General features: G+C 72.2%; 27 protein-coding genes and 1 pseudogene. 16 read left to right on the top strand and 12 right to left on the bottom strand.

From position 1 onward, the window contains the following. Positions 1-211: 211 nt before the first annotated feature. The 7 genes from NQ165_RS07890 (at position 212) to NQ165_RS07860 (ending at position 9,511) form a co-directional block, all read left to right on the top strand. Positions 212-2,593: an HAD-IC family P-type ATPase gene (locus tag NQ165_RS07890; RefSeq protein ID WP_257532350.1), complete on the top strand. Its 2,382-nt coding sequence runs from the start codon at positions 212-214 to the stop codon at positions 2,591-2,593. Further along, on the top strand, positions 2,593-3,345 hold the full coding sequence (locus NQ165_RS07885) for a phosphotransferase (RefSeq protein WP_257532410.1): 753 nt from the start codon (positions 2,593-2,595) through the stop codon (positions 3,343-3,345). The genes NQ165_RS07890 and NQ165_RS07885 overlap by 1 nt, the downstream gene beginning before the upstream one ends. Positions 3,346-3,498: 153 nt before the next feature. Further along, on the top strand, positions 3,499-4,098 hold the full coding sequence (locus NQ165_RS07880; protein WP_257525684.1) for a pyridoxal 5'-phosphate synthase: 600 nt from the start codon (positions 3,499-3,501) through the stop codon (positions 4,096-4,098). After that, entirely contained in the window at positions 4,095-4,523 is a 429-nt protein-coding gene (locus NQ165_RS07875; protein WP_257525685.1) for a cupin domain-containing protein, read from the top strand. The genes NQ165_RS07880 and NQ165_RS07875 overlap by 4 nt, the downstream gene beginning before the upstream one ends. Before the next feature lie 337 nt (positions 4,524-4,860). After that, entirely contained in the window at positions 4,861-5,883 is a 1,023-nt protein-coding gene (locus tag NQ165_RS07870; RefSeq protein WP_257525687.1) for a 3-oxoacyl-ACP synthase III, read from the top strand. Then, positions 5,880-8,540: an alpha/beta fold hydrolase gene (locus tag NQ165_RS07865; RefSeq protein WP_257525688.1), complete on the top strand. Its 2,661-nt coding sequence runs from the start codon at positions 5,880-5,882 to the stop codon at positions 8,538-8,540. The genes NQ165_RS07870 and NQ165_RS07865 overlap by 4 nt, the downstream gene beginning before the upstream one ends. Beyond that, positions 8,537-9,511: an NAD(P)-dependent oxidoreductase gene (locus NQ165_RS07860; RefSeq protein WP_257525689.1), complete on the top strand. Its 975-nt coding sequence runs from the start codon at positions 8,537-8,539 to the stop codon at positions 9,509-9,511. Before NQ165_RS07865 ends, NQ165_RS07860 begins: the two co-directional genes overlap by 4 nt. A gap of 8 nt (positions 9,512-9,519) precedes the next feature. Here the strand turns inward: NQ165_RS07860 and NQ165_RS07855 are convergent, their stop codons facing one another. Further along, complete coding sequence (locus tag NQ165_RS07855) at positions 9,520-9,813, bottom strand: metal-sensitive transcriptional regulator (RefSeq protein ID WP_257525694.1); 294 nt, start codon at positions 9,811-9,813, stop codon at positions 9,520-9,522. A gap of 107 nt (positions 9,814-9,920) precedes the next feature. Between NQ165_RS07855 and NQ165_RS07850 the strand changes: the two genes are divergently transcribed. Both NQ165_RS07850 and NQ165_RS07845 read left to right on the top strand, forming a co-directional pair. After that, complete coding sequence (locus NQ165_RS07850; protein ID WP_257525696.1) at positions 9,921-10,106, top strand: hypothetical protein; 186 nt, start codon at positions 9,921-9,923, stop codon at positions 10,104-10,106. 273 nt (positions 10,107-10,379) lie between these two features. Beyond that, positions 10,380-10,742 carry a rhodanese-like domain-containing protein gene (locus NQ165_RS07845; RefSeq protein ID WP_257532348.1) on the top strand — a complete coding sequence of 121 codons (363 nt, stop codon included), beginning with the start codon at positions 10,380-10,382 and terminating at the stop codon, positions 10,740-10,742. A 4-nt stretch (positions 10,743-10,746) separates the two neighbouring features. Here NQ165_RS07845 and NQ165_RS07840 read toward each other — a convergent pair. Further along, a pseudogene (locus tag NQ165_RS07840) lies at positions 10,747-10,860 on the bottom strand (VOC family protein); the annotation flags it as partial. On the opposite strand from NQ165_RS07840, the gene NQ165_RS07835 reads away from it, so the two are divergent. Both NQ165_RS07835 and NQ165_RS07830 read left to right on the top strand, forming a co-directional pair. Continuing rightward, positions 10,808-10,951 carry a WYL domain-containing protein gene (locus NQ165_RS07835; protein ID WP_257525698.1) on the top strand — a complete coding sequence of 48 codons (144 nt, stop codon included), beginning with the start codon at positions 10,808-10,810 and terminating at the stop codon, positions 10,949-10,951. The pseudogene NQ165_RS07840 and the gene NQ165_RS07835 sit on opposite strands and share 53 nt — an antisense overlap. Positions 10,952-11,002: 51 nt before the next feature. Then, on the top strand, positions 11,003-11,188 hold the full coding sequence (locus NQ165_RS07830; RefSeq protein ID WP_257525699.1) for a hypothetical protein: 186 nt from the start codon (positions 11,003-11,005) through the stop codon (positions 11,186-11,188). 225 nt (positions 11,189-11,413) lie between these two features. Here the strand turns inward: NQ165_RS07830 and arfB are convergent, their stop codons facing one another. Continuing rightward, positions 11,414-11,851, bottom strand: a complete 438-nt coding sequence (gene arfB / locus NQ165_RS07825) for an alternative ribosome rescue aminoacyl-tRNA hydrolase ArfB (protein WP_257532345.1) — start codon at positions 11,849-11,851, stop codon at positions 11,414-11,416. A gap of 71 nt (positions 11,852-11,922) precedes the next feature. Between arfB and NQ165_RS07820 the strand changes: the two genes are divergently transcribed. Continuing rightward, on the top strand, positions 11,923-12,285 hold the full coding sequence (locus NQ165_RS07820) for a nuclear transport factor 2 family protein (RefSeq protein WP_257532343.1): 363 nt from the start codon (positions 11,923-11,925) through the stop codon (positions 12,283-12,285). A gap of 58 nt (positions 12,286-12,343) precedes the next feature. Here the strand turns inward: NQ165_RS07820 and NQ165_RS07815 are convergent, their stop codons facing one another. From NQ165_RS07815 to NQ165_RS07805, 3 genes are read right to left on the bottom strand one after another with little or no spacing between them, the layout of a single operon-like run. Next, complete coding sequence (locus NQ165_RS07815) at positions 12,344-12,649, bottom strand: putative quinol monooxygenase (RefSeq protein WP_257532341.1); 306 nt, start codon at positions 12,647-12,649, stop codon at positions 12,344-12,346. Positions 12,650-12,677: 28 nt separating this feature from the next. Further along, positions 12,678-13,070: an ester cyclase gene (locus NQ165_RS07810; protein WP_257532339.1), complete on the bottom strand. Its 393-nt coding sequence runs from the start codon at positions 13,068-13,070 to the stop codon at positions 12,678-12,680. A gap of 43 nt (positions 13,071-13,113) precedes the next feature. Beyond that, entirely contained in the window at positions 13,114-13,725 is a 612-nt protein-coding gene (locus tag NQ165_RS07805; protein WP_257525707.1) for a TetR/AcrR family transcriptional regulator, read from the bottom strand. A gap of 92 nt (positions 13,726-13,817) precedes the next feature. Here NQ165_RS07805 and NQ165_RS07800 point away from each other — a divergent pair, with 92 nt between their 5' ends. The 3 genes from NQ165_RS07800 to NQ165_RS07790 all read left to right on the top strand — a co-directional run bounded on the left by NQ165_RS07800 (position 13,818) and on the right by NQ165_RS07790 (position 16,500). Next, a complete protein-coding gene (locus NQ165_RS07800) occupies positions 13,818-14,834 on the top strand; it encodes a zinc-binding dehydrogenase (protein ID WP_257532337.1) in 1,017 nt (338 codons plus the stop codon). A gap of 199 nt (positions 14,835-15,033) precedes the next feature. Then, entirely contained in the window at positions 15,034-16,227 is a 1,194-nt protein-coding gene (locus NQ165_RS07795) for a serine hydrolase (protein ID WP_257532335.1), read from the top strand. A gap of 111 nt (positions 16,228-16,338) precedes the next feature. Continuing rightward, a complete protein-coding gene (locus tag NQ165_RS07790; RefSeq protein WP_257532333.1) occupies positions 16,339-16,500 on the top strand; it encodes a DNA-binding protein in 162 nt (53 codons plus the stop codon). Positions 16,501-16,585: 85 nt separating this feature from the next. Here NQ165_RS07790 and NQ165_RS07785 read toward each other — a convergent pair whose 3' ends face one another. The 6 genes from NQ165_RS07785 to NQ165_RS07760 all read right to left on the bottom strand — a co-directional run bounded on the left by NQ165_RS07785 (position 16,586) and on the right by NQ165_RS07760 (position 19,773). Next, positions 16,586-17,179 (bottom strand): VOC family protein, encoded by a 594-nt coding sequence (locus NQ165_RS07785; protein WP_257532331.1) that lies wholly within the window; start codon positions 17,177-17,179, stop codon positions 16,586-16,588. Positions 17,180-17,337: 158 nt separating this feature from the next. Next, positions 17,338-17,541, bottom strand: coding sequence for a hypothetical protein (locus NQ165_RS07780; protein WP_257525712.1), 204 nt, complete (start codon positions 17,539-17,541; stop codon positions 17,338-17,340). Further along, positions 17,534-18,136 carry a hypothetical protein gene (locus NQ165_RS07775; RefSeq protein ID WP_257525713.1) on the bottom strand — a complete coding sequence of 201 codons (603 nt, stop codon included), beginning with the start codon at positions 18,134-18,136 and terminating at the stop codon, positions 17,534-17,536. The genes NQ165_RS07780 and NQ165_RS07775 overlap by 8 nt, the downstream gene beginning before the upstream one ends. Positions 18,137-18,153: 17 nt before the next feature. Beyond that, on the bottom strand, positions 18,154-18,738 hold the full coding sequence (locus NQ165_RS07770) for a small multidrug efflux protein (RefSeq protein ID WP_257525714.1): 585 nt from the start codon (positions 18,736-18,738) through the stop codon (positions 18,154-18,156). Between the two features lie 54 nt (positions 18,739-18,792). Further along, on the bottom strand, positions 18,793-19,554 hold the full coding sequence (locus NQ165_RS07765; protein WP_257525715.1) for a MerR family transcriptional regulator: 762 nt from the start codon (positions 19,552-19,554) through the stop codon (positions 18,793-18,795). Positions 19,555-19,563: 9 nt separating this feature from the next. Further along, entirely contained in the window at positions 19,564-19,773 is a 210-nt protein-coding gene (locus NQ165_RS07760) for a hypothetical protein (protein ID WP_257525716.1), read from the bottom strand. Positions 19,774-19,934: 161 nt separating this feature from the next. Here NQ165_RS07760 and NQ165_RS14650 point away from each other — a divergent pair, with 161 nt between their 5' ends. Beyond that, positions 19,935-22,688: a LuxR family transcriptional regulator gene (locus NQ165_RS14650; RefSeq protein ID WP_257532329.1), complete on the top strand. Its 2,754-nt coding sequence runs from the start codon at positions 19,935-19,937 to the stop codon at positions 22,686-22,688. The last annotated feature ends 73 nt before the right edge of the window (positions 22,689-22,761 follow it).

Raw genomic sequence — 22,761 nt, 5'->3', positions numbered from 1 at the left:
TTCCCGGGTCGTTGAGCGAGCGCGCCCCCTTCCCGGGTCGTTGAGCGAGGGCGCGCCGCGCCCGAGACGAAACGCCTCACCCCACCGGGCGTTTCGTCTCGCTGCGCTCGCTCAACGACCCGGCCTCCGCCCGAGCCGAAACGTCCCACCCTCCCGCGCGTGCTCCCGCCCGCCTACTCTGAACGCGTACCGACAGTCGTGTGGAGGCTCCATGGATGATGGCGACCCGGGCCTCACCGCGCAGGAGGTCCAGCAGCGCATCGCCGCTGGTCAGACCAACGCCTACCGGCAGCAGACCAGTCGCAGCGCGTGGAGCATCATCCGCGCCAACGTCTTCACCCTCTTCAACGGACTCGTCCTGGGCTGTTTCACCCTGCTGCTCGTGATCGGCCGATGGCAGGACGCCCTGTTCGGCTTGAGTGCCCTGGCGAACACCGTGATCGGCAGCGTGCAGGAGTTCCGTGCGAAGGCGGCGCTTGACCGGCTCGCGCTGCTCAACGCCGCCGACGCGCGCGTGCACCGCGACGGCGAGGAGACGACGATCGCCGTCGCCGACGTCGTGCTCGACGACGTGCTGGTGCTGCGAGCGGGCGACGAGATCCCCGCCGACGCGGAGGTGTCCGAGGCGCGCGACCTGCAGGTGGACGAGTCGCTGCTGACCGGCGAGTCCGAGCCCGTCGACAAGGGCCCGGGCGACCGGGTGCTGTCGGGCTCGGTCGTGGTCGAGGGGTCCGGCCTGGCGCGCGTCGACCGGGTGGGCGCGGAGTCGTTCGCCCACTCGCTGACCGCGCAGGCGAAGCGATTCTCCCTCGTGGCATCCGAGTTGCGTTCGTCGATCGACCGGGTGCTGCGGTGGGTGACGTGGATCATCTTCCCGGTTGCCCTGCTCGTGCTCAACGCGCAGATGGACGTGCAGGGCGGCTGGGCGGAGGCGTGGCGAACCGGCGCGTGGCGCGAGGCGGCGACCTCGTCGATCGCGGCGGTCATCGCGATGATTCCGCTCGGGCTGGTGCTCATGACGAGCATCGCCTTCGCGGTCGGCGCGGTGCGGCTGGCCGGGCGCCAGGTGCTCGTGCAGGAGCTCGCCGCGGTGGAGGGGCTTGCCCGCGTCGACGTCATTTGCCTCGACAAGACCGGCACGCTCACCCAGGGCGACGTCGTGTTCGACGCGGCGCACGAACTCGCCGACGTCGCCGGATGGAAGCAGGTGCTCGCCTGGTTCGCCGCCGACCCTGCCGCCAACGCGACCGCGCGCAGCCTCGCCCCGGCCTTTCCCGACCCGCCCCGGACACCGCCGATCGCCACCGTGCCCTTCTCGTCGGCCCGCAAGTGGAGCGCCGTCACCTTCGACGACGGCATGTGGGTGATGGGCGCGCCCGAGCTGGTCTTCCCCGGCGCCGCGCCGGCCGCCTCGCCGGTCGCCCATATGGCGAGCCGGGCCGCCGTGCTGGCCGCGCAGGGGCGCCGCACCCTCGTGCTCGCGCGCGGCACCCCGACTGGCGGTGTGACGGTGCCCGGCGACGCGGTTCCCGTGGCGCTGCTGACCTTCCGCGAGCGCATCCGGCCGGATGCCGCGCAGACGCTGGCCTACTTCGCCGCGCAGGACGTCGCGGTGCGCATCATCTCCGGCGACAACCCGCAAACCGTCGCCGCCATCGCGCGTGACGTAGGGCTCCATGCCCCGCACGGTTTCGATGCCCGCGAACTCCCCGACGACGACGCGGCGCTCGCCCGTGTGCTGGAGGAGAACGTGGTGTTCGGGCGGGTCACCCCGGATCAGAAGCAGCGCATGGTGGTCGCACTGAAGTCGGCGGGCCACACCGTCGCGATGACCGGCGACGGGGTCAACGACGCCCTCGCCATCAAAGAGGCCGATATCGGCGTCGCGATGAACTCCGGCTCCGCCGCCACCAAGGCCGTCGCGCGCCTCGTGCTGCTGGACGGGAAGTTCTCGCACCTGCCGTCGGTGGTCGCCGAGGGTCGGCAGGTCATCGCGAACATCGAGCGGGTGTCGATGCTGTTCCTCACCAAGACCGCCTACGCCACGGTGCTCGCGATCACGTTCGGGGTGCTGTTCCTCCCCTTCCCGTTCCTCCCCCGGCAGCTGTCGCTGACCGACGGGCTGACGATCGGCATCCCGGCGTTCTTCCTCGCGCTCATCCCGAACACGCGCCGCTACGTCCCCGGGTTCCTGCGGCGGTCGCTGTCGTTCGCCGTGCCGGCGGGCGTGGTCGTCGCGGCGGGCATCGCCGTATACGCGCGCGTGCTCGACGGCAGAGGCGTCCCCGAGGTCGAGGTGCGCGCCGGCGCGACGCTCGTGCTCGGCATGCTGGGGCTCTGGATCCTCGCCGTGCTGGCGCGACCGCTCACGTTCGTCACGGTGGGCATCGTCGCCGCCATGATCGGCGGCCTGGCGCTCATGTACCTGGTGCCGATCTCGCGCGACTTCTTCGAACTCGTCGCGCTCAGCCCCACGACGGTGACGGCGGTGGCCGTCACCGTCGGCGTCGGCGCCGTGCTCATCGCGGTGGTGCGCCTCGTGCAGCGCCGTGTGCTCGAGAGCCCTCGCGTAGCGGATAGTCTCCACGAGTGATCGAAGAGCAGACCCTCGCCGGCGGAAACGCGAGCGGCAACGGCGTGGTGCGGGTGGGTGACACCGTTCGCAAGCCGTGGACGGCGTCGACCCCGAGCGTCACCCGGTACGTCGAGGCGCTGCGCGCAGTCGGCGTGGATGCGCCCGCGCCGCTCGGCCGCGACGAGCAGGGGCGACAGATGCAGGAGTTCGTGCCTGGCCGGCTCGCGATCGAGGTCGGCCCGCTCTCCCCTGCCGAGCTGCACCGGGTCGGCGCGCTCGTCCGCGCCATCCACGACGCGAGCGCCGGCTATACGCCCGAGCCCGGTGCGGTCTGGCAGACGGCGATCCCTGCGCCCGGCGACGACCTCGTGTGCCACAACGATCTCGCCCCCTGGAATCTGCTCATCGGCGAGCGATGGGTGTTCATCGACTGGGATGCCGCCGCGCCCAGCACCCGGCTGTGGGACCTCGCCTACGCCGCCCAGTCGTTCACCCTGAACGACCCGGACCGTACGCCGGAGGAGTCGGCGCGCGATCTGGCCGCCTTCGTGGACGGATACGGCGCGGACGCACGACTGCGCAGCGACCTGCCCGCGGAGATGGCCCGACGCACCGCCGCGATGTACGACCTGCTGCAGTCGTCGCACCGCACGGGCACGGAGCCGTGGGCATCGATGTTCACGGCCGGGCACGGCGAACACTGGCACGCGGTCATCCCGTACGTGCAGACGCACGAAGACGTCTGGTCCGCCGCCCTCGCCGCCGGCTGAGCCGCAGGCAAGACCGTCGCTCAGCGACAGCCGCGCGACGGGCCGAGTGGTGGCGGATCTTGAGGCCCGGCATCCACCGCCTGATCGTGATCGGCCGAGGCGACGATGATGCCGCGGGTTCCCCTCGCGCGGGCGGCCCGCCAGGATGGGCGCATGGAGTCCTCGTCGATCGCGGAGTGGCTGCGCTCGCTGCCGTCGCTCACCGGGTCGCCTCCCCCGTTCGATCTTTCCGCGCTTCCTGATGACCCGGAGCAGCTCTTCACCGCCTGGCTGCGCGAGGCTGTCGACTCGGGAGTGCCCGAGCCGCATGCAGCCACGCTGGCGACCGTCGACGCCGACGGTCTGCCCGACGCCCGCACGCTGATCCTCAAGGACGTCGATGATCACGGCTGGGCGGTGGCGGGCCCGCGATCATCGGTGAAGGGCACGCAGCTGGCCGCGCATCCCGCCGCCGCGCTGAACTTCTGGTGGCAGCCGCTCGTGCGCGCCGTGCGCGTGCGCGGAAACGTCCGCGAAGCGACCGGTGCCGAGGTCGCGGCCGACCTTGCCGCCCGGTCGGCGGAGGCACGGGCGGGCGTTGCGGCGGACGACTGGATGCTGTGGCGCATCGCGCCGCAGCGGGTCGAGTTCTGGCAGGGATCACTCGACCGCAATCACACCCGCGTCGTGTACGAGCGCGACGGAGAAGCCTGGCGCCGCACCCGCAGCGGCGGCGGCAGCAGCAGCGGCAGGGAAGAAGGGATGCCATCGTGAGCCCCTACGAGGTGACGCAGATCGGCCCGCTCGACCAGTGGCGGCAGCACTTCGGCGGCTTCGCCCCCGCCCGTTCGCGCGACGGCAGGCGCATCGTCGACCACGAGTTGACCATGCAGTACATCGGCTTGTCCGCCAATGCGCTGCTGCCCGGCGAAGAAGCGGGCTACTGGCACACGCACACGCAGGTCGAGGAACTGTACGTGTTCCTCGAAGGCGAGGGGCAGATGGGCCTCGACGACGACGTGATCGACGTGCATCCTGGCACCGCGGTCCGCGTCGGGCAGAACGTGTGGCGTACCTGGCGCGCGTGGCCGGACAGCCCGACCGAGCTGCGCTGGCTGTGCATCAGGGCCGGCGGGGAACCCCTGCCGCACATGCCGAACGACAGTTCACGCGACGCCGACCGACCGATGCCCTGGTAGCAACCCCCGGATCGGTCGGGCGAGCGACAGGACGAGCTTCTCCCGCTCTTCGGCATTCGAGCCGCCCTCGCATCCGATTGGTGCAACTGTGGTGCGGATGGTGCACCGGCGCGTGGCCGCGGTCTGAGGATGCCGCCGCGGCCGGCGGCGGCATCCTCGCAGACGTCTTCTCTTTCGCGCATGTGAGTTGCCGCTCACACGCGACTGCTGTGTGAGCAGGAACTCACGGAACGCAGAGCGTGAGCAGGCGAATGCGCGGAGCGCAACCCCGGGAACACAGGGGCGCGGTGGGGTACAACGCTATAGGGAGGACGACGCGCCTCCACGAGGAGGATCTGTGCCCGGCAATGCCACCGCCCGCTTCGAGAACGTCGCGCTGCTGTCCGTCGCGAGCGTGTTGCCCGGTCGGGTGACCACCTCGGACGACATCGAAGCGCGCCTCGCGCCGTCGCTGAAGCGGCTGAAGCTGCGCAGCGGCATGCTCACCCGCGTCGCGGGCGTGCGGGAGCGGCGCAACTGGGCGAGGGGCGAGACCGTCGACGCCGCCACGATCGCCGCCGGAAAGCAGGCGCTCGCGCAGGCCGGGGTCAGCCCGTCGGATGTCGGGCTGCTGATCAACACCTCGGTCACCCGCAGCAACCTCGAGCCCTCCGTCGCGGTGGCGCTGCACCACGGCCTGGACCTGCCGAGCTCGGCCATCAACTTCGACATCGCCAACGCCTGCCTCGGCTTCATCAACGGCATGTCGCTCGCGGCGACGATGATCGACTCCGGCCAGATCCGGTACGCCGTCGTCGTCGCCGGTGAGGATGCCGACGAGATCCAGGTCAACACGATCGAGCGTCTGCTGCAGACCGAGAGCGGGCGCGACGGGTTCATGAGCGAGTTCGCCTCGCTCACGCTGGGTTCCGGCTCCGCCGCCGCCGTGCTCGGCCGCGCCGACGAGCACCCCGCGGGGCACCGCATCGTCGGCGGCGTGACCCGCGCCGCGACCCAGTTCCACAAGCTGTGCGTCGGAAGCGTCGACGGCATGTTCACCGATGCCAAGGCGCTGCTCAAGGGGGGTCTCGCCCTGGTGGTGTCGGCGTGGAAGGAGGCGTCGGCCGAGTGGGATTGGAAGTCGATGAATCGCTACATCACGCACCAGGTGTCGTCAGTGCACACCGATGCCATCGTGAAGGCGGTGAACCTCGACCGCTCCCGCGTGCCGACGACGTTCCCCCGGCTGGGCAACATCGGTCCCGCATCCGTGCCCATCACCCTCGTCGAAGAGCAGGCGAGCCTGCAGCGCGGCGACCGCGTGCTACTCATGGGCGTGGGCTCCGGCCTGAACACGGCGATGATGGAACTGGCCTGGTGAGCGCCGCGCTCACCGGGACGCTGGCGGGGCTCCCGGGTCTCGATGTCCGCTGCAGTCGCACCCGTGAGGTCGTCGGCCGGGGCACGCATGCCGCGCACGAGTGGCACTACCTCGACACCGGCGCCGAGCTTGCGCGCCTGGGCATCGCGCCCGTCGGCACGATCCTCGCGGTGCACGGCAACCCGACCTGGTCCTACCTCTGGCGGCGCCTCGTGTCGGCCTCGCTGCGCGCGGCCAAGGAGGGGCAGCCGGCCTGGCGCGTGATCGCCGTAGACCAGCTCGACATGGGGTTCTCGGCCCGCACCGGCGCGCCCCGCACCCTCGCGCAGCGCGTGCGCGACCTGGGTGATGTCACCGATGCGCTCGGCCTCGAAGGACCGGTCGTCACCCTCGGTCATGACTGGGGCGGCGTGGTCTCCCTCGGCTGGGCGATCGACCACCCGCAGCTGCTGGCCGGGGTCATCGCCCTCAACACCGCGGTGCACCATCCGGCGGGCGAGCCGATCCCGGCGCCGCTGCGCCTCGCCGGCACCCGGGGTGTGCTCGCGGCATCCACCGTCGCCACTCCCGCCTTTCTCGAGACGACGCTGGCGCTGGCCCACCCGGCGCTCGAGCCCGAGGTGAAGGATGCCTACCGGGCGCCGTACCGCACCGCCGCACGCCGGGAGGGTATCGGCGCGTTCGTGGCGGACATCCCGGTGGATGCCGCGCACGAGAGTTTCGACGAGCTGCAGCGCATCGCCGACGGCGTCGCCGCCCTCGATGTGCCTGCGCTGCTGCTGTGGGGGCCGGCCGATCCGATCTTCGGCGACCGCTATCTCGACGATCTCGTCGACCGCCTGCCGCACGCCGACGTGCACCGCTTCGAAGGCGCCGGCCACCTCATCGCCGAGGACCGCCCGTACGCCGACGCGATCCTCACGTGGCTGGGCGACAACGGCGCCCGCCTGACCGGCGACGCGGGCACGGCGAGCGACGGTGCCGCCGCATCGCCGTCCGTCGACGACGACCGCGGCGCCGATTTCACGCCGCTGTGGGCGGCCCTCGACGCCCGCCGCGACGACGACGTCGCGGTGATCGACATGGCCACCCGCCGCGGCGGCGAGCGCCGCGTCAGCTGGCGGCAGCTCGACGACCGCGTGCGGCGCCTGGCGGCGGGACTGGCGCAGATGGGCGTGCAGAAGGGCCAGCGCGTCTCGGTGCTCGTGCCGCCGGGGCCGACCCTCACGGCCGTGATCTACGCGTGCCTGCGCATCGGCGCCGTCGTCGTGGTGGCCGACGCCGGGCTCGGGGTGCGGGGACTCTCCCGCGCTGTGCGGGGCGCTTGGCCCGACGTCGTCATCGGCGAGTTGCCGGGCCTGGCCGCCGCCCGGGCGCTCGGGTGGCCGGGCCTGCGCATCTCGGTGCCACGGCTGCCGGCGGCATCCGCGAAGCTGCTCGGGGTCGCGGCCGACCTCACCACGGTGGCCGCGTTCGGGGCAGGCGCTCCCCTCCCCGACGAGCCGGCACCCGACGACCCCGCGGCGATCCTCTTCACCTCCGGCTCCACCGGCCCGGCCAAGGGCGTCGCCTACACGCACCGCCAGCTCTCGGCGCTGCGCGACGTGCTCGCCGCCCACTTCGACGTGACAGGCGACACCGGGCTCGTCACGGGCTTCGCCCCGTTCGCCCTGCTGGGGCCGGCGCTCGGCACCCGCTCGGCGACGCCCGACATGGATGTCTCGGCCCCCCGCACCCTGACGGCGCGGGCCGTCGCCGCGGCGGTGCGCGCCTCTGACGCCCGCATCGTGTTCCTGTCGCCGGCGGCCATCCTCAACGTCGTCGCGACGGCCGGTGCGCTGACCGGCGAGGACCGCCGCGCTCTCGCGACCGTGCGGACGTTCCTCTCGACGGGCGCGCCGGTCGGGGAGCCGCTGCTGGCGGCCGCGGCCGAGCTCATGCCGAACGCCGAGCCGCACACCCCCTACGGCATGACCGAGTGCCTGCTCGTCACGGACGTGACGCTCGACGGCATCCGTGCCGTGGCCGATGCCGCCGATCGCGGCGTCTGCGTCGGCTCGCCGATCGGGGTGAACCAGGTGCTGATCAGCGCGCTGGATGCCGACGGCCACGCGACCGGCGCGCCGAGCGCGGAGCCCGGTGTGCTCGGCGAGGTCGTCGTGTCGGCACCGCACCTGAAGACGTCGTACGACCGGCTGTGGCTCACCGACCGGGGTGCCGTGGTCGACACCCCGTCCGAGGGGCGCTGGCACCGCACCGGCGACGTCGGGCACCTCGATGCCGAGGGACGGCTGTGGATCGAGGGGCGCCTCCCCCACGTGCTCGCCACCGCCGACGGGCCGGTCGCCCCGGTCGGGGCCGAGCAGGACATCGAGGGCTCCGACGGGGTGCGCCGCGCCGCGGTCGTCGCCATCGGCCCGCACGGGCTGCGCCAGCCGGTCGCCGTCGTCGAGACGGTTCCGGCCGTCGCCCGCCCCGGGCTGGCCTCGCCGGAGCTGACCGCAGACCTGCGCCGGCGCACGGATCTTCCGCTCGTCGCCGTGCTGGCGGTGCCGCAGCTGCCCACCGACATCCGCCACAACTCCAAGATCGACCGCACCCGGCTGTCGCAGTGGGCCGAGCGCACGCTCGCCGGCGGACGGATGGGCCGGCCGTGATCGTCGCCGTCACCGGAGCGTCCGGCTACCTCGGGCGTGCGGTCGCCGCCGAGCTCGTCGCCGCCGGCCACGAGGTGCGCGCGCTGCAGCGACGGCCCAGCCGCGTCGAGGGCGTCACCGACGTTCTCGGGTCCGTCACCGATCCGCAGGCCGTCGCCCGCGTCGTCGACGGCGCCGAGGGCATCGTCCACCTCGCCGCCAAGGTGTCGCTGGCGGGAGACCCCGCCGAGTTCCATGAGGTCAACGTCGAGGGCACGCGAGCCCTACTCGACGCGGCAGAGCGCGCCGGGGCATCCCGCTTCGTACAGGTGTCGTCGCCCTCGGTGGCGCACGCCGGAGTGGCGCTCGCAGGCGTGGGGGCCGAACCGGCATCCCCTCAGCACGCCCGCGGCGAATATGCGCGGACGAAAGCCGAGGCCGAGCTCATCGCCCTCGACCGCGACTCCCCCGCGATGCGCGTCGTGGCCGTGCGCCCCCACCTCGTGTGGGGGCCGGGCGACACCCAGCTGGTCGGCCGCATCGTCGACCGCGCGCGGCGGGGACGCCTGCCGCTGCTCGACGGCGGGCGGGCGCTCATCGACTCCACCTACGTCGACAACGCGGCCACCGGCATCGTCGCGGCGCTGCACCGCGCCGACGAGGCGCACGGCCGCGCGTTCGTGATCACGAACGGCGAGCCGCGTCCGGTCGGGGAGCTGCTGGCGGGCATCTGCCTCGCGGCGGGCGTCACCCCGCCGCGGTGGAGCGTGCCCTCGGGCCTCGCGCGCGCCGCCGGCTCGCTCATCGAGCGTGCCTGGGCGCTGCGGCCCGGAGCGGACGAGCCGCCCATGACGCGGTTCCTGGCCGAGCAGCTGTCGACCGCGCACTGGTTCGACCAGCGCGAGACCCGCCGGGCGCTCGCGTGGGCGCCGTCGGTGAGCATCGATGAGGGGCTGCGGCGGCTCGCGGCGCACGCGGCCGCGACCGCCTGACGCCGCGGTCAGGCCAGCGAGAGGAAGAGCTTCTCCAGCTCCTCGGGGTTCGAGCCACCCTCGGCGTCGGGGTCGTTCAGGCACTCCTTGAGCGCCGTGGAGATCACGAGGAATCCGGCCCGATCGAGCGCCTTGGACACGGCCGAGAGCTGCTGCACGACGTCGCGGCACGAGGCGTCGGACTCCACCGCCGAGATGACGGCGGCGAGCTGACCCTGCGCACGGCGCAGTCGGTTGACGATCTTGCGCTGCGCGTCGGGATCATGCAAGGCAGCGCCTGCCGCGGCGGTGACGTCGGTCATGGGGAGCCTCTTCCGGGGAGCCGATTTGACACCCATGATACCCCACGGGGTATGGTGGCGATACCCCCTGGGGTATTCCCGAACCCCATCGAACGAAGGAACACGACATGTGTCGAGCAGTGACCTGCCGCGTCTGCGGCAAGACGACCTGGACCGGCTGCGGCCAGCACGTGCAGAGCGTGAAGCGCAGCGTGCCGGCATCCGACTGGTGCAACGGCAAGCACAGCCCCGACCAGATCGCGGCGGCGCAGTCGCAGCGCGGCGGCTTCTTCGCCCGCCTCTTCGGCCGCTGATCCCCGCTCGCCTCGGTCGTTGAGCGAGCGCAGCGCCCGGTCGTTGAGCGAGCGCAGCGCCCGGTCGTTGAGCGAGCGCAGCGAGACGAAACGCCCCCCACTCCCCCACCCCCACCCGAAAGAAAGACACCACCATGTGCGCACGCGTCACCTGCCCCCGCTGCCAGAAGCCGACCTGGGACGGCTGCGGCCAGCACGTCGAAGAAGCCCTCGCCGGGGTCGCTCCCGCCGACCGCTGCAGCTGCTGACCCCGCCCTTGTCCTGAGGATTCCCATGCCCCGCCTCCTCCACGCCGCCCTCGGCGCTGTCGCCCTCAGCCTGACCCTCGTCGGCTGCGCCGCCCCCGCCGAGCCGGTCACCGTCGCCGACGACACGATCATCATCGATGTGCGCACTCCGTCGGAGTACGCCGACGGCCACCTCGACGGTGCCCTCTCGTACGACCTCAACGGCGGCCAGCTCGCGGCGTCGATGGACGAGCTCGACGCCGACGCCGAGTACCTCGTGTACTGCGCATCGGGCAACCGCTCGTCGCAGGCGGTGCGGATGATGGCGGATGCCGGGCTGACCGACGTCACCGACCTCGGCGGCGTCGCGCACGCCGCCGAGGCCACGGGACTGCCGATCGTCCGCTGAGCGGTCAGACGGTGCCGGCACCGGCCACGTCGACGACCCAGGTCACTCCGAACCGATCGGTGAGAATGCCGAACCCGGGGCTCCACGGCGAGGCGGCCAGCGGTTCGATCACGGCGGCGCTGGCACGTTTCGACGTCGACCTCGAAGTGATCGAGCCGCCCGAGCTGGCGCAGGCGTTCGCACGGCTGGCGGAGCGGTTTCGAGGTTGAGGCTTGCCGACATGCCGGGCGCCTCAGTACGGTGCGGTCAAGGAGGCACCCGTGTCGAACAGCGATGACCAGATTCTGCCCGGATCCGAGACGGATCTCGCCCTGGATCGAGCACTCGAAGCCGCGAACCTCCGCGCCGGTGGCGCCACGGAGACAGCCGCCCACGTCGCCCACCCCGAAGAGCCGTCGGCTGTCGACGTCGGCGATCTCGGCGGCGCGGGCGCCGACGGCGACTGACGCACCGGTCGTTGAGCGAGCGAAGCGAGACGAAACGCCCCCCGCCCCCCGCCACCACCACACCGGTCGTTGAGCGAGCGAAGCGAGACGAAACGCCCCCGCCCCCCGCCACCGCACCGGTCGTTGAGCGAGCGAAGCGAGACGAAACGCCCCCACCCCGCCGCCACCGCCCCGGTCGTTGAGCGAGCGAAGCGAGACGAAACGCCCCCGCCCCGAACCCGCCGGTCAGTCCTCCGGCCGGCGGCGCAGGCGCTTGACGTCGGTGCGCTGCTTCTTCGCGGTCAGCCGCCGCTCCTTCGCGCCCCGCGTCGGCTTCGTCGCACGCCGCGGCGGCGCCGGCGGGCGCACAGCGTCGGCGACGAGGCCCGCCAGCCGTTCGCGCGCGGCGTCGCGGTTGCGCGCCTGGGCGCGATGTTCGGATGCCGTGACGGTCAGCACTCCACCCACCAGGCGACCCGCCAGCCGCTGGAGGATCCGCTCGCGCTGATGCGGAGTCAGGGATGCCGAGCCGGCGGCATCCCACACCAGCTCCACCCGTGAGTCGGTGGTGTTCACGCCCTGCCCGCCCGGGCCCGACGAGCGCGAGAACCGCCAGGTCAGCTCCGACTCCGCGATCGTCAGCGCAGGCGTGACGCGCAGACCGGGGCGATGGGCGGCGGGCATGGGTCCATTCTGGCGTGCGGAGCGATGGGTCACCCCGAGACGCCCGTCGTCTTCGTCGCTACCGTGGGCGCATGATGGCTCGCGCCGACGCACTGTTGACATCCGCCCGCGCCGCCGAAGAGGCGATGCTGACTCCTGAGCTCCGGCGCGATCCGAAGCGGGTGCGAGAACTGCTGCACCCGGACTTCGTCGAGGTGGGCCGATCCGGCCGGCGCTGGTCTCGCGACGATATCGTGACGGCCCTCGCCGACGAGCATCCCCTCCCGGTCGTGACCGACGAGTGGGAGGAAGTGGAGCTCGCGCCGGATCTGGCACTGGTCACCTACACGATCACCGGACCCGGGCAGCCGAGCCGGCATGCGTCCCTGTGGGTGCAATCCGACGGACGCGTACAACTGCGGTTCCATCAGGGAACGTTGGTCGCGCAGGAGTGACGGCGGAGCCGCGTGAGAGCGGTGTTCGCAATCCGAGGCGCTGAACGTCGGGGCGCGTTCATTCTGCGGGGTCAAGACCCGCGCGTGACAACCCGCGCACGGTGTAGCGCCGCTCGATGCCCGCCGTGGCCACACCCCACTCGCTGGCTGCGACCCGCGCCTGGTGGGCGCGGAACGACGCTTCGTCCGCGAATCGCTCGGCCACATCCCACACCCGCGGTGTGTCCGCGGGGGTGACCTCGAAGCTCAGGCATCCGGGCTCCGCGCGCGTGAGCGCGATGTGACGGGCAAGGTGTTCCCGCACCTTCGCTTCTTCCTCGGCGCTGCGACAGATGAGCTGGCCGGTGAGGTGCACGTCGGGCATGCGTTCAGGGTACGGGCGGTGCGGGCCGTCACTCGCCGCGCAGCTGCGCGAGCAGCTCGGTGTCGCCGCTTCCCGAGGCCTCGACGATCCGCCCGTTGGCCACGCGGCAGAAGGCGAACTCCGCCACGTTGACGTGACGACGCGTCGGCGCGATTCCCCGGAAGGTGCCCTGGTGGGTGCCGCTGCCGCGCAGGTGCGCGGCGACGCGGTCGTCTTCGACGACGAGCTGGATGCGGCGCCAGCGCCAGTCCGGAAACGCGCGGAAGAGATCGGCGAGATCCTCGATCCACGCGTCCGCCCCTCCCGGAAGGTGCGCCCGACGCACCGCCGGGTCGAGGAACGACCGGATGGCCTCGAGGTCGTGGCGATTGAGCGCGTCGACGTGGTCCGCGAACCACTCGTGCAGCTCCCACGACTCCATCCGTCCATTATCGAGGCGGATGCCGGCGGCAGCCGGTCGCGCGTCACCCGAGCAACGGTCGCAGCGCCTCCACGAACGGATGCAGCCGCCGTGCCATGACCGTGTCGAGCGGCTCACTCACCTCGGGGGCAGCGGCCCAGTCTGAGGTCACACGCTCGCCGACGGCCATGAGCGCGCGGACCACATCCCCCGCGCGGTCGCGGTCGAGTTCGGGCGCGCACCGGTGCACGTGCTCCAGGATCTCCCCGCTGAGCGCCGCGGTGCGCAGGGCCGCCGCCGCCCGCAGCTCGTCATCGGCATCCACGATGCGCCAGCGCGCGGTGAATGACGCGCGATCGGCGGTGCTGTAGTGCGCGAGCGCGAGGATCGCGGCGACGATGACGTCCATCGCCGGCAGACCCTCGGAATCCGCGAGGCTCTTGCGCATCCGTTCGGCACGCGCATCGAACTCGTCCCACATCAGGTCGCGCTTGGCGGGGAAGTACGAGAACAGCGTCGTGCGGCTGACGCCGACGGCCCGGGCGATCTCGGTGAGCGACGTCGCGGCATACCCCTGCTTCGCGAACAGGGCGAGGGCGACGGCGCGCACCTCGTCCCGGCTCGCGCGCCGCGGTCGGCCCGGCCCTTTGGCCGCCACTGCACCGTTCGCACTCACCCCGTCACTCTACATTTCCGAACACGGTTCGGATATTGTGGAAGCGGTCGGGAAACCCCGCCGACCAGACCAGAAGGCATCAGGAGGCCGCCATGAAATCCGTCCACGTCACCGGTGTGAACCAGATCGACTGGGTCGAGGTCGACAAGCCCGAGGTCGGCCCGCGGGATGTGCTGCTGCGCATGCGCGCGTGCGGCATCTGCGGCTCCGACGCGATGTATGCCAGCTACGGCGGCATCCCGCCCCGTCAGGGCGCCACTCCCCTCGGTCACGAGCCTGCCGCCGAGGTCGCCGAGGTCGGCGCCGAGGTCGAGGGCTTCGCCGTCGGCGACCACGTCGTCATCGACACGATGCGCTTCACCGACGGCCTGCTCGGCTCGGGCGGCGCGCAGGGCGGCTTCACCCCGTACGTCGTCGTGCGCGACGCCACCCCGGGCGTGCAGCTGAAGGTCATCCCCAACGACGTGCCGTGGGAGGTCGCCGCGCTCAACGAGCCGATGGCCGTGGCCCTGCACGCCGTCAACCGCACCGGCGTGAAGGAGGGCGACAAGGTCGTCATCTTCGGCGCCGGCCCCATCGGCCTGGGCGCGCTGCTCGGCTACCGCCGCAAGGGCGCGAGCCACATCGTCGTCGTCGACGTCATCCCCTCCCGCCTCGAGAAGGCGCTGGAGATCGGTGCGGATGCCGTCATCGACTCGTCCAAGGAAGACGTCGGCGCGCGCCTGGTCGAACTGCAGGGCGACGGCTCGACCCCGTGGGTGCGCGGTGTGCGCCCGGCCACCGACATCTACCTGGATGCCGCAGGCGTCGCAGTCGTGCCGCAGACGGTTGCCAGCATCGCGAAGCATGGCGCCACGCTCGGCGTCGTGGCGGTGCACAAGAAGCCGGTGGAGCTGGACTTCGGTGGCATCCTGCAGAGCGAGATGAACATCGTGTGGGCGATGGGCTACCCGACGGAGATCTTCGAGGTGACCGACGACATCGTCGAGAACTGGGAGAAGTACGCCAAGATCATCAGCCACCGGTTCCCGTTCGAGAAGACGCTCGAGGCGCTGGAACTCGCGGCCACGCCCGGCGCGGCGGACAAGGTGACCGTCGTCTTCGACTGACGGTTCCTCGTTGAGGCGGTGGCGTGGCCCAACCGGCATCCCGACCGGAGCCACGCCACCGTCGCACGGCGATGACCCGCTAGCGTGAGGGGCGTCCTTCATCCGCGCCTGCCCCGAACTCGTGCTCAGGAGTCGCCCATGTCGCAGCCGGTGGTCTGCCCTCTTGCCCTGTCGGTCAGCGCGCCGATGGCGCCGTCCCATGCGGACTGAGGCCTCCGGCGATCGCCGCCGATCGCGACGCGTTGCCCTCGTCACTGCCGCGGCGGCGGGTCTTCTGGCGCTCGGCGGGTGCGCGGCGGCATCCGAGGCACCGCCCGCTCCGCCGTCGGCCTCGCCCAACGTGGCAGCGGCGGCCGAAGGCGCACTGCCTGCGGCGCTGGTGTCGGAGCTGGCCGCCGCGCTCGATGAGGTCATGGCCGCGCACGACGTACCGGGAGCCGTCGCCGGGGTCTGGCTCCCCGGCGAGGGCACATGGCAGACGGCCGCCGGGCTCGCCGACATCGACAGCGGCGAACCGACGACGACCGACATGTCATGGCCGCTGCGCAGTGTGACCAAGTCGTACACGGTGACCCTGCTGCTGCAGCTGTGCGACGACGGCGCGATCTCGCTCGACGACACGATCGACACGTATGTCGACGGTGTCACCGACGGGGATCGCATCACGCTGCGGCAGCTGGCCGGAATGTCCAGCGGCAACGCCGACTACACCAACGACGACTTCCTCGCGGCATTCACGTCCGACCCGACGCGGCCCTACTCCCTCGAGGATCTGAACGCCTTCATGCTGGGCAAGCCGGCGCAGTTCGCGCCCGGCGCGCGGCGCGTCTACACGAATGCCAACACCAACCTGCTGGGTGCCGTCATCGAGCAGGTGACCGGCCGCCCCTACGCCGAGGTTCTCGAGGAGCGCATCCTCGAGCCGCTCGGACTCGACGACACGCGGTACGTCGTCGACGCCGCCACGTGGACCGAGCCGCACGCGTCGGGCTATGGGCCGGATGCCACGCCGCGCGCGCCGATGCCGCAGAACTTCTCGATCTTCGGACCGGCGGGGGCGATGGTCTCTACCCTCGACGACAGCCGCGTGTGGGCGGAGGCGCTCGCCACCGGGGCGCTGGTCGATGCGGCGACGCAGACCGAGCGCACGCAGGGTGCACCGCTGGACGCCGGGCCGCCCTACGGCCAGTATGCCCTCGGCATCGGCGAGACCGACGGCTGGTGGGGGCACAACGGCGAGGGTTTCGGTTTCACGTCGGCGGCGTTCCACCACCCGGCGACCGGTGCGACCATCGTCGTCTTCACGAACGAGTCGAGCCTGCCCGACCATGCGCATCCCGCCGACCAGGCGTTCCGACGACTGGCGCAGGTGCTGGCGACCGCCGCCGACTGACGCGGCGATCGCGACCGGCGCGACAGACCCGAGGCCCAGCGCGGCGAGCGTCTACAGGCGGAAGCGCACGCACGGTATCGGCAGGGCGCCGTCAGGGCTAGGGTCCACCGCATGGACCTCCCGAAGATCGGCGCACCCGCAGGCCGTGCCCTGGCGCAGGCTCAGATCCGCACGATGGACGATGTGCGACACGTGGGTCTGGATCACATCGCGACGCTTCACGGAGTGGGCCCGAAGGCGATCGAGCTGCTGCGGGAGGCGCTGGGCGACTGACCCGCCCTCACCCGGAGGTGTCGGTCCACGACGCGATGTCGACGCCGTGGTTGTCCGGCGAGGCCAGCGACCACCACGCCGGCGCCTAGGTGTCATCGACCAGGCGGCCGCCCGGGGCGAGCGCGGCATCGACCCGCGCCTGCGCCTGATCGGCGGGCACGAAGACGTCGAAGTGCGTGCGCCCGCGCGCCGGGGTGTCCCCGGTGATCGGGTTGAACGCCAGCTGTGGGCCGCACCGCAACGGGTCGATGGCATCCGTCTCGCCGAGCGGCTCGTAGCCGAGCGCAGCCAGGAAGAACGGCCGCACGTCGACCTGCGAATGCTGCGCCACATAGATGCCGACCGACTGGGCGAGCGACGGGTCGGCGGTCAGCCCTCGTTCGGCGGCGGCGCGCGACACGGCGGCGGCGAACTGCGGCGCGGCCGCCGGGATGCCGTCTTGCGTGCGATCAGCCACCCGCACGACGACGGCTTCGGGCCGCAGGTCGATGTCGGGCAGGATGCCGAAGCGTTCGGATGCGGCGAGGATCGGTGCGATGAGTTCGGCGGCCTGCGCCAGCGACGCCGCGGTGAAGACGGCGTGCGGGCCGACCTCGGTGACCCGCCAGTCCGAGACGCCGGGGGCGCGGTGGACCTCCGCGGCGGAGATGCTCGTCGGCGCGTTCGTCGACTCGTCCATGGGAAGCCCTCTTCTGCAGCGTCCGGCGCCGTCATCGTCGACGGCACGTGGCGGGCATTACGGTACTCGCGGATGTCGGTGAGCGATACGCCGGAGGCGGGCAGGGGGCGCGCCGCCGGAGGATGCTGCACCAGCCCCGGCCGGCGCAGGGAGCCCGGTCAGCCCGGCTGTGCCGAACCGTTCCCCGCGCCCTCGAGCCCGGCGGTGACGAGGTGGGTCAGATCGACCGAGAAGGTCGACCGCACGGTGATGTCACCCGGCCCGGGCGCGAGCGTGTCATCCCGCCGGGCGACGGTCGCGCGGTGACCGGGCGCCACCGCGCGTGACGACGGCGCCGGCGAGCCGCCGCCCGCCCTACTCATCACCATCGAACAGCCCTCCGTCGAGCACCCGGTTGTAGCGCAGGCGCAGCGCGCGCTCCGTGCTGGCGGCCAGGGCCGCCACGACCAGGGAGATGTTCAGCCACGCCGGCAGGCGGATGGGGCTCTCGAACGCGCCGATCCGCTCCGCGATGGGCGGGAACTGCGTGACAGTCTCGATCAGCTGCGGCACGGCGAGCACGAGGGCGACGACCAGCACGATCAGCGAGGCGGTGCTGAGCGCGTGGCTGACCGCCGGGGCGGTGCGCTCCAGCCGTGCGCGTCGGCCTTCGGCGGAGGCCGGGTCGGGGGTCAGCTGCCGCTCCGACCCGTCGAAAGCGACGTAGTGCGCGCGCCGCAGCCCGTAGCCGCTGGTGATGACCTCGATCCTCCCGCCCGACACCGGGAACGTCGCGGGCGTCTTCGCACGGGCGTAGGGGCGGCCGTCGCGGTAGAGCTCCGCCCACACCACGCCGTCGTCATCTCCCCCGTGCCGCACGTCGACCGACCATGTCTCCGCGAAGCCGGTGGCATCCACGAGACGCAGGTGGAAGAGCGAACGCGAGAACGCCTCCCACCAGCGGAATCTGCGCAGCACGGGGGGAGCCATGGCCGTCACACCCCCACGACGTAGGTGAGGGCGAGCCAGAACCCGACGGTGGTCACCGTCGTCCACAGCACGATCGCGACGGCCTGCCAGAGCAGCACCCACGCCCGCGAGGTGCCGGCGGCGACGAGCATCGCCGAGGTGAACTGGGTGGGGATGGCGAGGGGCCCGAGAATGCTCGCACCCGGCACGCCGAAGCGCACGAGCCACGTCTTGACGCGCTGGCGCCCCTTCGATTCAGGTTTGGCGGATGCCGCCGGCTCGATGACCGCGGCATCCCCTACGTCCTCGAGACCCGCGAGTGACGACGCGCCCACGCTCGCGCCGACCCGCGCTCTGCTGCGGGAGACGACGGCGGTGCGCGCCCGCGAGGTGAGCAGCACGATGATCAGCACGGTCAGGAAGTTGCCCGCAACCGCGGCCGTTGCCGCGGCGAGTGGGTGCATTCCGCCGATCATGCCGATCACAGCCCCCACCTCGCCCTCGACCATGGGAATCGCGGCGGCGAGCGCGACGATGAGGGGTTTGACGAGAGCGGGCACCTGGGTGGCGAGCTCTTGCAGGTTCAGGATGAGTTCTTGCACGAAGTTCATGGCATTTCCCTTTTCTGTTGTGGTGTGGAGCGGAAATAAGGAGATCCCCTGTTCTCAGAACAGGGTCAAGTCGTCGGATTCGGCGCTCGCCCGCACGCGCTCCTGCGCGAGCAGGCCGGCCCGGGCGAGCACGTCGATCTGGGCGGGGTTGTACAGCTCCGTCACCGCCTCGACGAAGGTCTGGTGCGTCGCGCGCGCTCGCTGCACGGCGTGCCGGGCGGGGTCTGCGAGCCACGGGTAGTCGACGAGATTCCGCGCCAGTGAGGGGGCAAGACGCTCGGCGAGCCGCTGCCGGGTGGCCTCGTCGGCATCGGCCGGCAGCGCGCTGACCTCGTCGCCGACGGCGCCGGATTCGGCATCGACTTCGACCATGCGCCGCAGATCCGCGAGCGCCTCGTCGTCGTAGAACCGCGAATAGATGTGGATGATGGAGCGGTCCGCCTCGGACAGGTGTGCGGCTACGGATGCGAAGCCGGCGGGGGCGTCGGCCGGGGCATCGTCGCGCAGGATCGCCGCGATGTCGGCGCGCGCCTGCTGCAGGCGCTCGATGTTCGCCGCCAATTCGGCATCCACCGCGCGCAGCGCGTCGGGCGCGTTCTCGTCGCCCGCGCCGACCGGGCCGACCTGCGAGAGCGGCACGCCCAGCTGCGCCAGCCGGCGGATGCGCAGCAGACGCACGAGGTGGCGCACGCCGTACTGCTTGTACCCGTTATAGCGACGTGTGGGCTCGTCGAGCAGGCCGAGGCGGTGATAGTGCCGCACGGTGTTGACGGTGGTGCCCGCCAGATCGGCGAGCTCACGGGTGCTCCAGGCCATGGGATGCTCCTAGCGGTGGATGCCGGTGACGCGCGCCGCGCCCGGGCGGCCGGCGGACGCCGACGAGGTGCGAGGGCTCGCGCCCGACGCGCCCAGCAGAATGCCGGCGAGGGCGGCGGCGAGGCTGACGGCACCCGTGTCAGTGGTGTCCGGCAGAGCACCCGCGGCCGGCATGTCAGCGGTTGCGCGGGCGGGCGGTGTGGGCGATGGTGTCTTCATCAGGAGGTCCCTTCTCGGACGGTCCCGTCAGGCTCGCACCGGGTGCCACCGCGTCGCGTCGGTGATGATTCCGGTCTCCGCGGCCGGCCACGGCCGATCGGGATTGTTCGCGTCGGTGATCATCACCTAGTACGGTGGCGACCACCCGAAGGGAGCCACTCGTGACCCACCTTCTCGGCCGGCATGCCGAGCGCGACGCGGTGGAGAAGCTTGTCGCCCGCGCGCGGGCGGGGCACAGCGGAGCGCTCGTGGTGCGCGGTGACGCCGGCATCGGCAAGACGGCGCTGCTCGATCACGCCCGCGGCGTCGCCCGATCCTCGGGGTTCCGCGTCGAGGTCTCCGTCGGAGTCGAGTCGGAATCTCAGTTCGCGTTCGCCGGCCTGCACCAGGTGTGCGGCGCGCTGATGCACCACGCGACCGCCCTGCCCGAACCGCAGCAGAGTGCGCTGGCCGTCGCGTTCGGTCAGCAGGCAGGCGACCCGCCCGACCGCTTTCTCGTCGGGCTCGCCACCCTGAACCTGCTCGCCGAGGCGGCCGAAGAGGGGCCACTGCTGTGCCTCGTCGACGATGCGCAGTGGCTCGATGATGCCTCCGCGCAGGTGCTCGCGTTCGTGGCGCGGCGGCTGTCGGCCGAGCGGATCGCCCTCCTGTTCGCGGTGCGCGATGGCGCCCGAGCGGATGCCGCCGCCGCGTCGACGGCGCTGGCGGACTTACCCGAGCTGCGCCTCGCGGGTCTCTGCGAGGAACATGCGCGCGAACTGCTGGCGTCGGCGCTGCCCGCTCCCCTCGACGAGAGGGTGTTCGAGCGGATCATCGCCGAGTCGTACGGCAATCCTCTTGCGCTGGTCGAATTGCCCCTCAGTGCGGCGGCCGCACAGCTGGCTGGCGGATACGAGGTGCCGAGCGCGCTGGATGTGCCGCGGCGCGTCGAGGAGAGCTTCCGCCGCCGATCCCAGAGCCTCCCCGCCGACACCCAGCTGCTGCTGCTCGCCGCGGCCGCGGACCCCACCGGAGACGCGGCGCTGCTGTGCCGCGTGTCGGCGCGACTCGGGGTCGCTGAAGACGCCCTCGCGCCTGCCGAGGCCGCCGGGCTGCTGGTTGTCGACAACCGGGTCACCTTCCGGCATCCGCTCGTACGCTCGGCCGTCTATCGTGATGCGCCGCCGCCCGACGTGCGTCGCGCGCACGACGCCCTGGCGGCCGCCACCGACCCCGACACCGACCCCGACCGCCGCGCCTGGCACCGCGCCCAGGCGGTACAGGGCACGGATGAGGATGCCGCCGCCGAGCTGGAGCAGTCGGCGGGTCGCGCACGTGCCCGCGGCGGGCTGGCCGCATCGGCGGCGTTCATGGCGCAGGCGGCGACGCTTACTCCGGAGCCGGGCGCCCGGGCGCGCCGAGCGCTCGAAGCGGCCTACGCCAAGCACGAGGCCGGCGCCTCCGAAGCGGCGTCCGAACTGCTGGCGATGGCCGCCGCGGGGCCGCTCGACGCGTTGCAGCGGGCCCGCGTCGAGCTGCTGCGCGCGCGGATCGCGTTCCACGTCGCGCGCGACGGTGAGGGGGCGGTGATGCTGTTGAAGGCGGCCGACGGCCTTGCCCGCCTGCATCCGGCGCTCTCACGCGAAACCTACCTCGACGCGCTCGACGCCGCGATCAGCACCGGCGACCCCGGGATGGGCTCCGCGGTGCGGGACGTGGCTGAGGCCGCCCGCAGGGCACCCGTCCCCCCTGGGCCACCACGACCGGCGGATCTGCTGCTCGACGGGCTGGTGACCACGTTCACCCGGGGGCACGCGGCGGGCGTGCCGGAGTTGCGGCACGCGCTGGCCGCATTCTGCGACGGCGTAAGCGGTGACCCGGCGACCGACGCAGACATCCGCCGCTGGGGATGGCTTGCGGCGCGCACGGCGATGACGATCTTCGACGAGGACCTCTTCTTCACGCTCGGCGCGCACCATATGCGGTCTGCCCGTGAAGCCGGCGCGCTGGCCACGCTCCCGGCTGCTCTCCTCGTCCAGTCCGTCATACTCGTGCTCTCCGGCGAGTTCACCCGGGCGGCCGAGCAGACCGAGGCCGCAGCGGCCACCAAGGCCGGACTCCACCTCCACGCGCGCCTCATCCTGGCTGCGTGGCGCGGCCATGCCGAAGAGGCCGCGGAGATCACCTCATTGATCGGCCAGGCGGGCCCCGCCCGCGGGCGCAGCGCCGAGATGATCATTGCCGGGTACGCCTTGGCGGTGTTGCACAACGGTTCGGGCGACTACGCGGCGGCACACAGCGCCGCGGCACGGGGCATCGAATGCGAAGGCCTGAAGTACAACAACCTCATCTACTCCGAACTCGTCGAGGCGGCCAGCCGTTCCGGCCAGCCCGAGAGCGCGACCGAAGCACTCGCAGAGCTCACCGCACGCGCGAACGCCGCCGGCACCCCCTGGGGCCTCGGACTCGCCGCCCGCTCCCGGGCGCTGACCACGACCGGTCCGGCCGCCGAGGACCACTACCGCGAGGCGCTGGATCACCTCGCGCGCAGCCGCATGGCGACCCACCTCGCCCGCACGCACCTCGTCTACGGCGAGTGGCTGCGCCGCGAAGGCCGGCGTCAGGAGGCCCGCGAGCAGCTGCGCACCGCCCACGACATGCTGACGACCATGGGCGCCGAGGCCTTCGCCGCGCGCGCGGCCCGAGAGCTGCGCGCGACCGGCGAGCACCCGCAGAAGCGCACCGCCCAGCCGACCGACGCACTCACCGCACAGGAGCTGCACATCGCGCGGTTGGTGGCCGCCGGCGCGACGTCACGCGAAGTCGGCACGCAGCTGTTCCTTAGCCCCCGCACCATCGAGGCGCACCTGCGCAACATCTTCCGCAAGCTCGGGATCACCTCCCGCCGGCAGCTGCGGGACATGCCGCTGGCCTGACCCCTCCACGCCCCCGCTTGACCCGGTGCCGGGAACACGGGGTGGAGTGTCCCCACGTCGTCTTCGGCGGAAG

It is taken from the genome of Microbacterium sp. zg.Y1084 (assembly GCF_024623595.1).
Lineage (GTDB): Bacteria > Actinomycetota > Actinomycetes > Actinomycetales > Microbacteriaceae > Microbacterium > Microbacterium wangruii.
This window is presented reverse-complemented; position numbering and strand designations above follow the sequence as displayed.

Coding starts and splice junctions, on each gene's coding strand:
- NQ165_RS07815 (WP_257532341.1), bottom strand. CDS start 12,649: ATGCCCGACGTGCACCTCACCGGCCAGCTCATCTGTCGCAGCGCCGAG.
- arfB (WP_257532345.1), bottom strand. CDS start 11,851: ATGCCCGCCGCCCATCGCCCCGGTCTGCGCGTCACGCCTGCGCTGACG.
- NQ165_RS07880 (WP_257525684.1), top strand. CDS start 3,499: ATGGAGTCCTCGTCGATCGCGGAGTGGCTGCGCTCGCTGCCGTCGCTC.
- NQ165_RS07765 (WP_257525715.1), bottom strand. CDS start 19,554: ATGGCCTGGAGCACCCGTGAGCTCGCCGATCTGGCGGGCACCACCGTC.
- NQ165_RS07760 (WP_257525716.1), bottom strand. CDS start 19,773: ATGAAGACACCATCGCCCACACCGCCCGCCCGCGCAACCGCTGACATG.
- NQ165_RS07770 (WP_257525714.1), bottom strand. CDS start 18,738: ATGAACTTCGTGCAAGAACTCATCCTGAACCTGCAAGAGCTCGCCACC.
- NQ165_RS07890 (WP_257532350.1), top strand. CDS start 212: ATGGATGATGGCGACCCGGGCCTCACCGCGCAGGAGGTCCAGCAGCGC.
- NQ165_RS07800 (WP_257532337.1), top strand. CDS start 13,818: ATGAAATCCGTCCACGTCACCGGTGTGAACCAGATCGACTGGGTCGAG.
- NQ165_RS07855 (WP_257525694.1), bottom strand. CDS start 9,813: ATGACCGACGTCACCGCCGCGGCAGGCGCTGCCTTGCATGATCCCGAC.
- NQ165_RS07785 (WP_257532331.1), bottom strand. CDS start 17,179: ATGGACGAGTCGACGAACGCGCCGACGAGCATCTCCGCCGCGGAGGTC.
- NQ165_RS07820 (WP_257532343.1), top strand. CDS start 11,923: ATGATGGCTCGCGCCGACGCACTGTTGACATCCGCCCGCGCCGCCGAA.
- NQ165_RS07845 (WP_257532348.1), top strand. CDS start 10,380: ATGCCCCGCCTCCTCCACGCCGCCCTCGGCGCTGTCGCCCTCAGCCTG.
- NQ165_RS07790 (WP_257532333.1), top strand. CDS start 16,339: ATGGACCTCCCGAAGATCGGCGCACCCGCAGGCCGTGCCCTGGCGCAG.
- NQ165_RS07850 (WP_257525696.1), top strand. CDS start 9,921: ATGTGTCGAGCAGTGACCTGCCGCGTCTGCGGCAAGACGACCTGGACC.
- NQ165_RS07780 (WP_257525712.1), bottom strand. CDS start 17,541: ATGAGTAGGGCGGGCGGCGGCTCGCCGGCGCCGTCGTCACGCGCGGTG.
- NQ165_RS07835 (WP_257525698.1), top strand. CDS start 10,808: ATGCCGAACCCGGGGCTCCACGGCGAGGCGGCCAGCGGTTCGATCACG.
- NQ165_RS07795 (WP_257532335.1), top strand. CDS start 15,034: ATGCGGACTGAGGCCTCCGGCGATCGCCGCCGATCGCGACGCGTTGCC.
- NQ165_RS07810 (WP_257532339.1), bottom strand. CDS start 13,070: ATGGAGTCGTGGGAGCTGCACGAGTGGTTCGCGGACCACGTCGACGCG.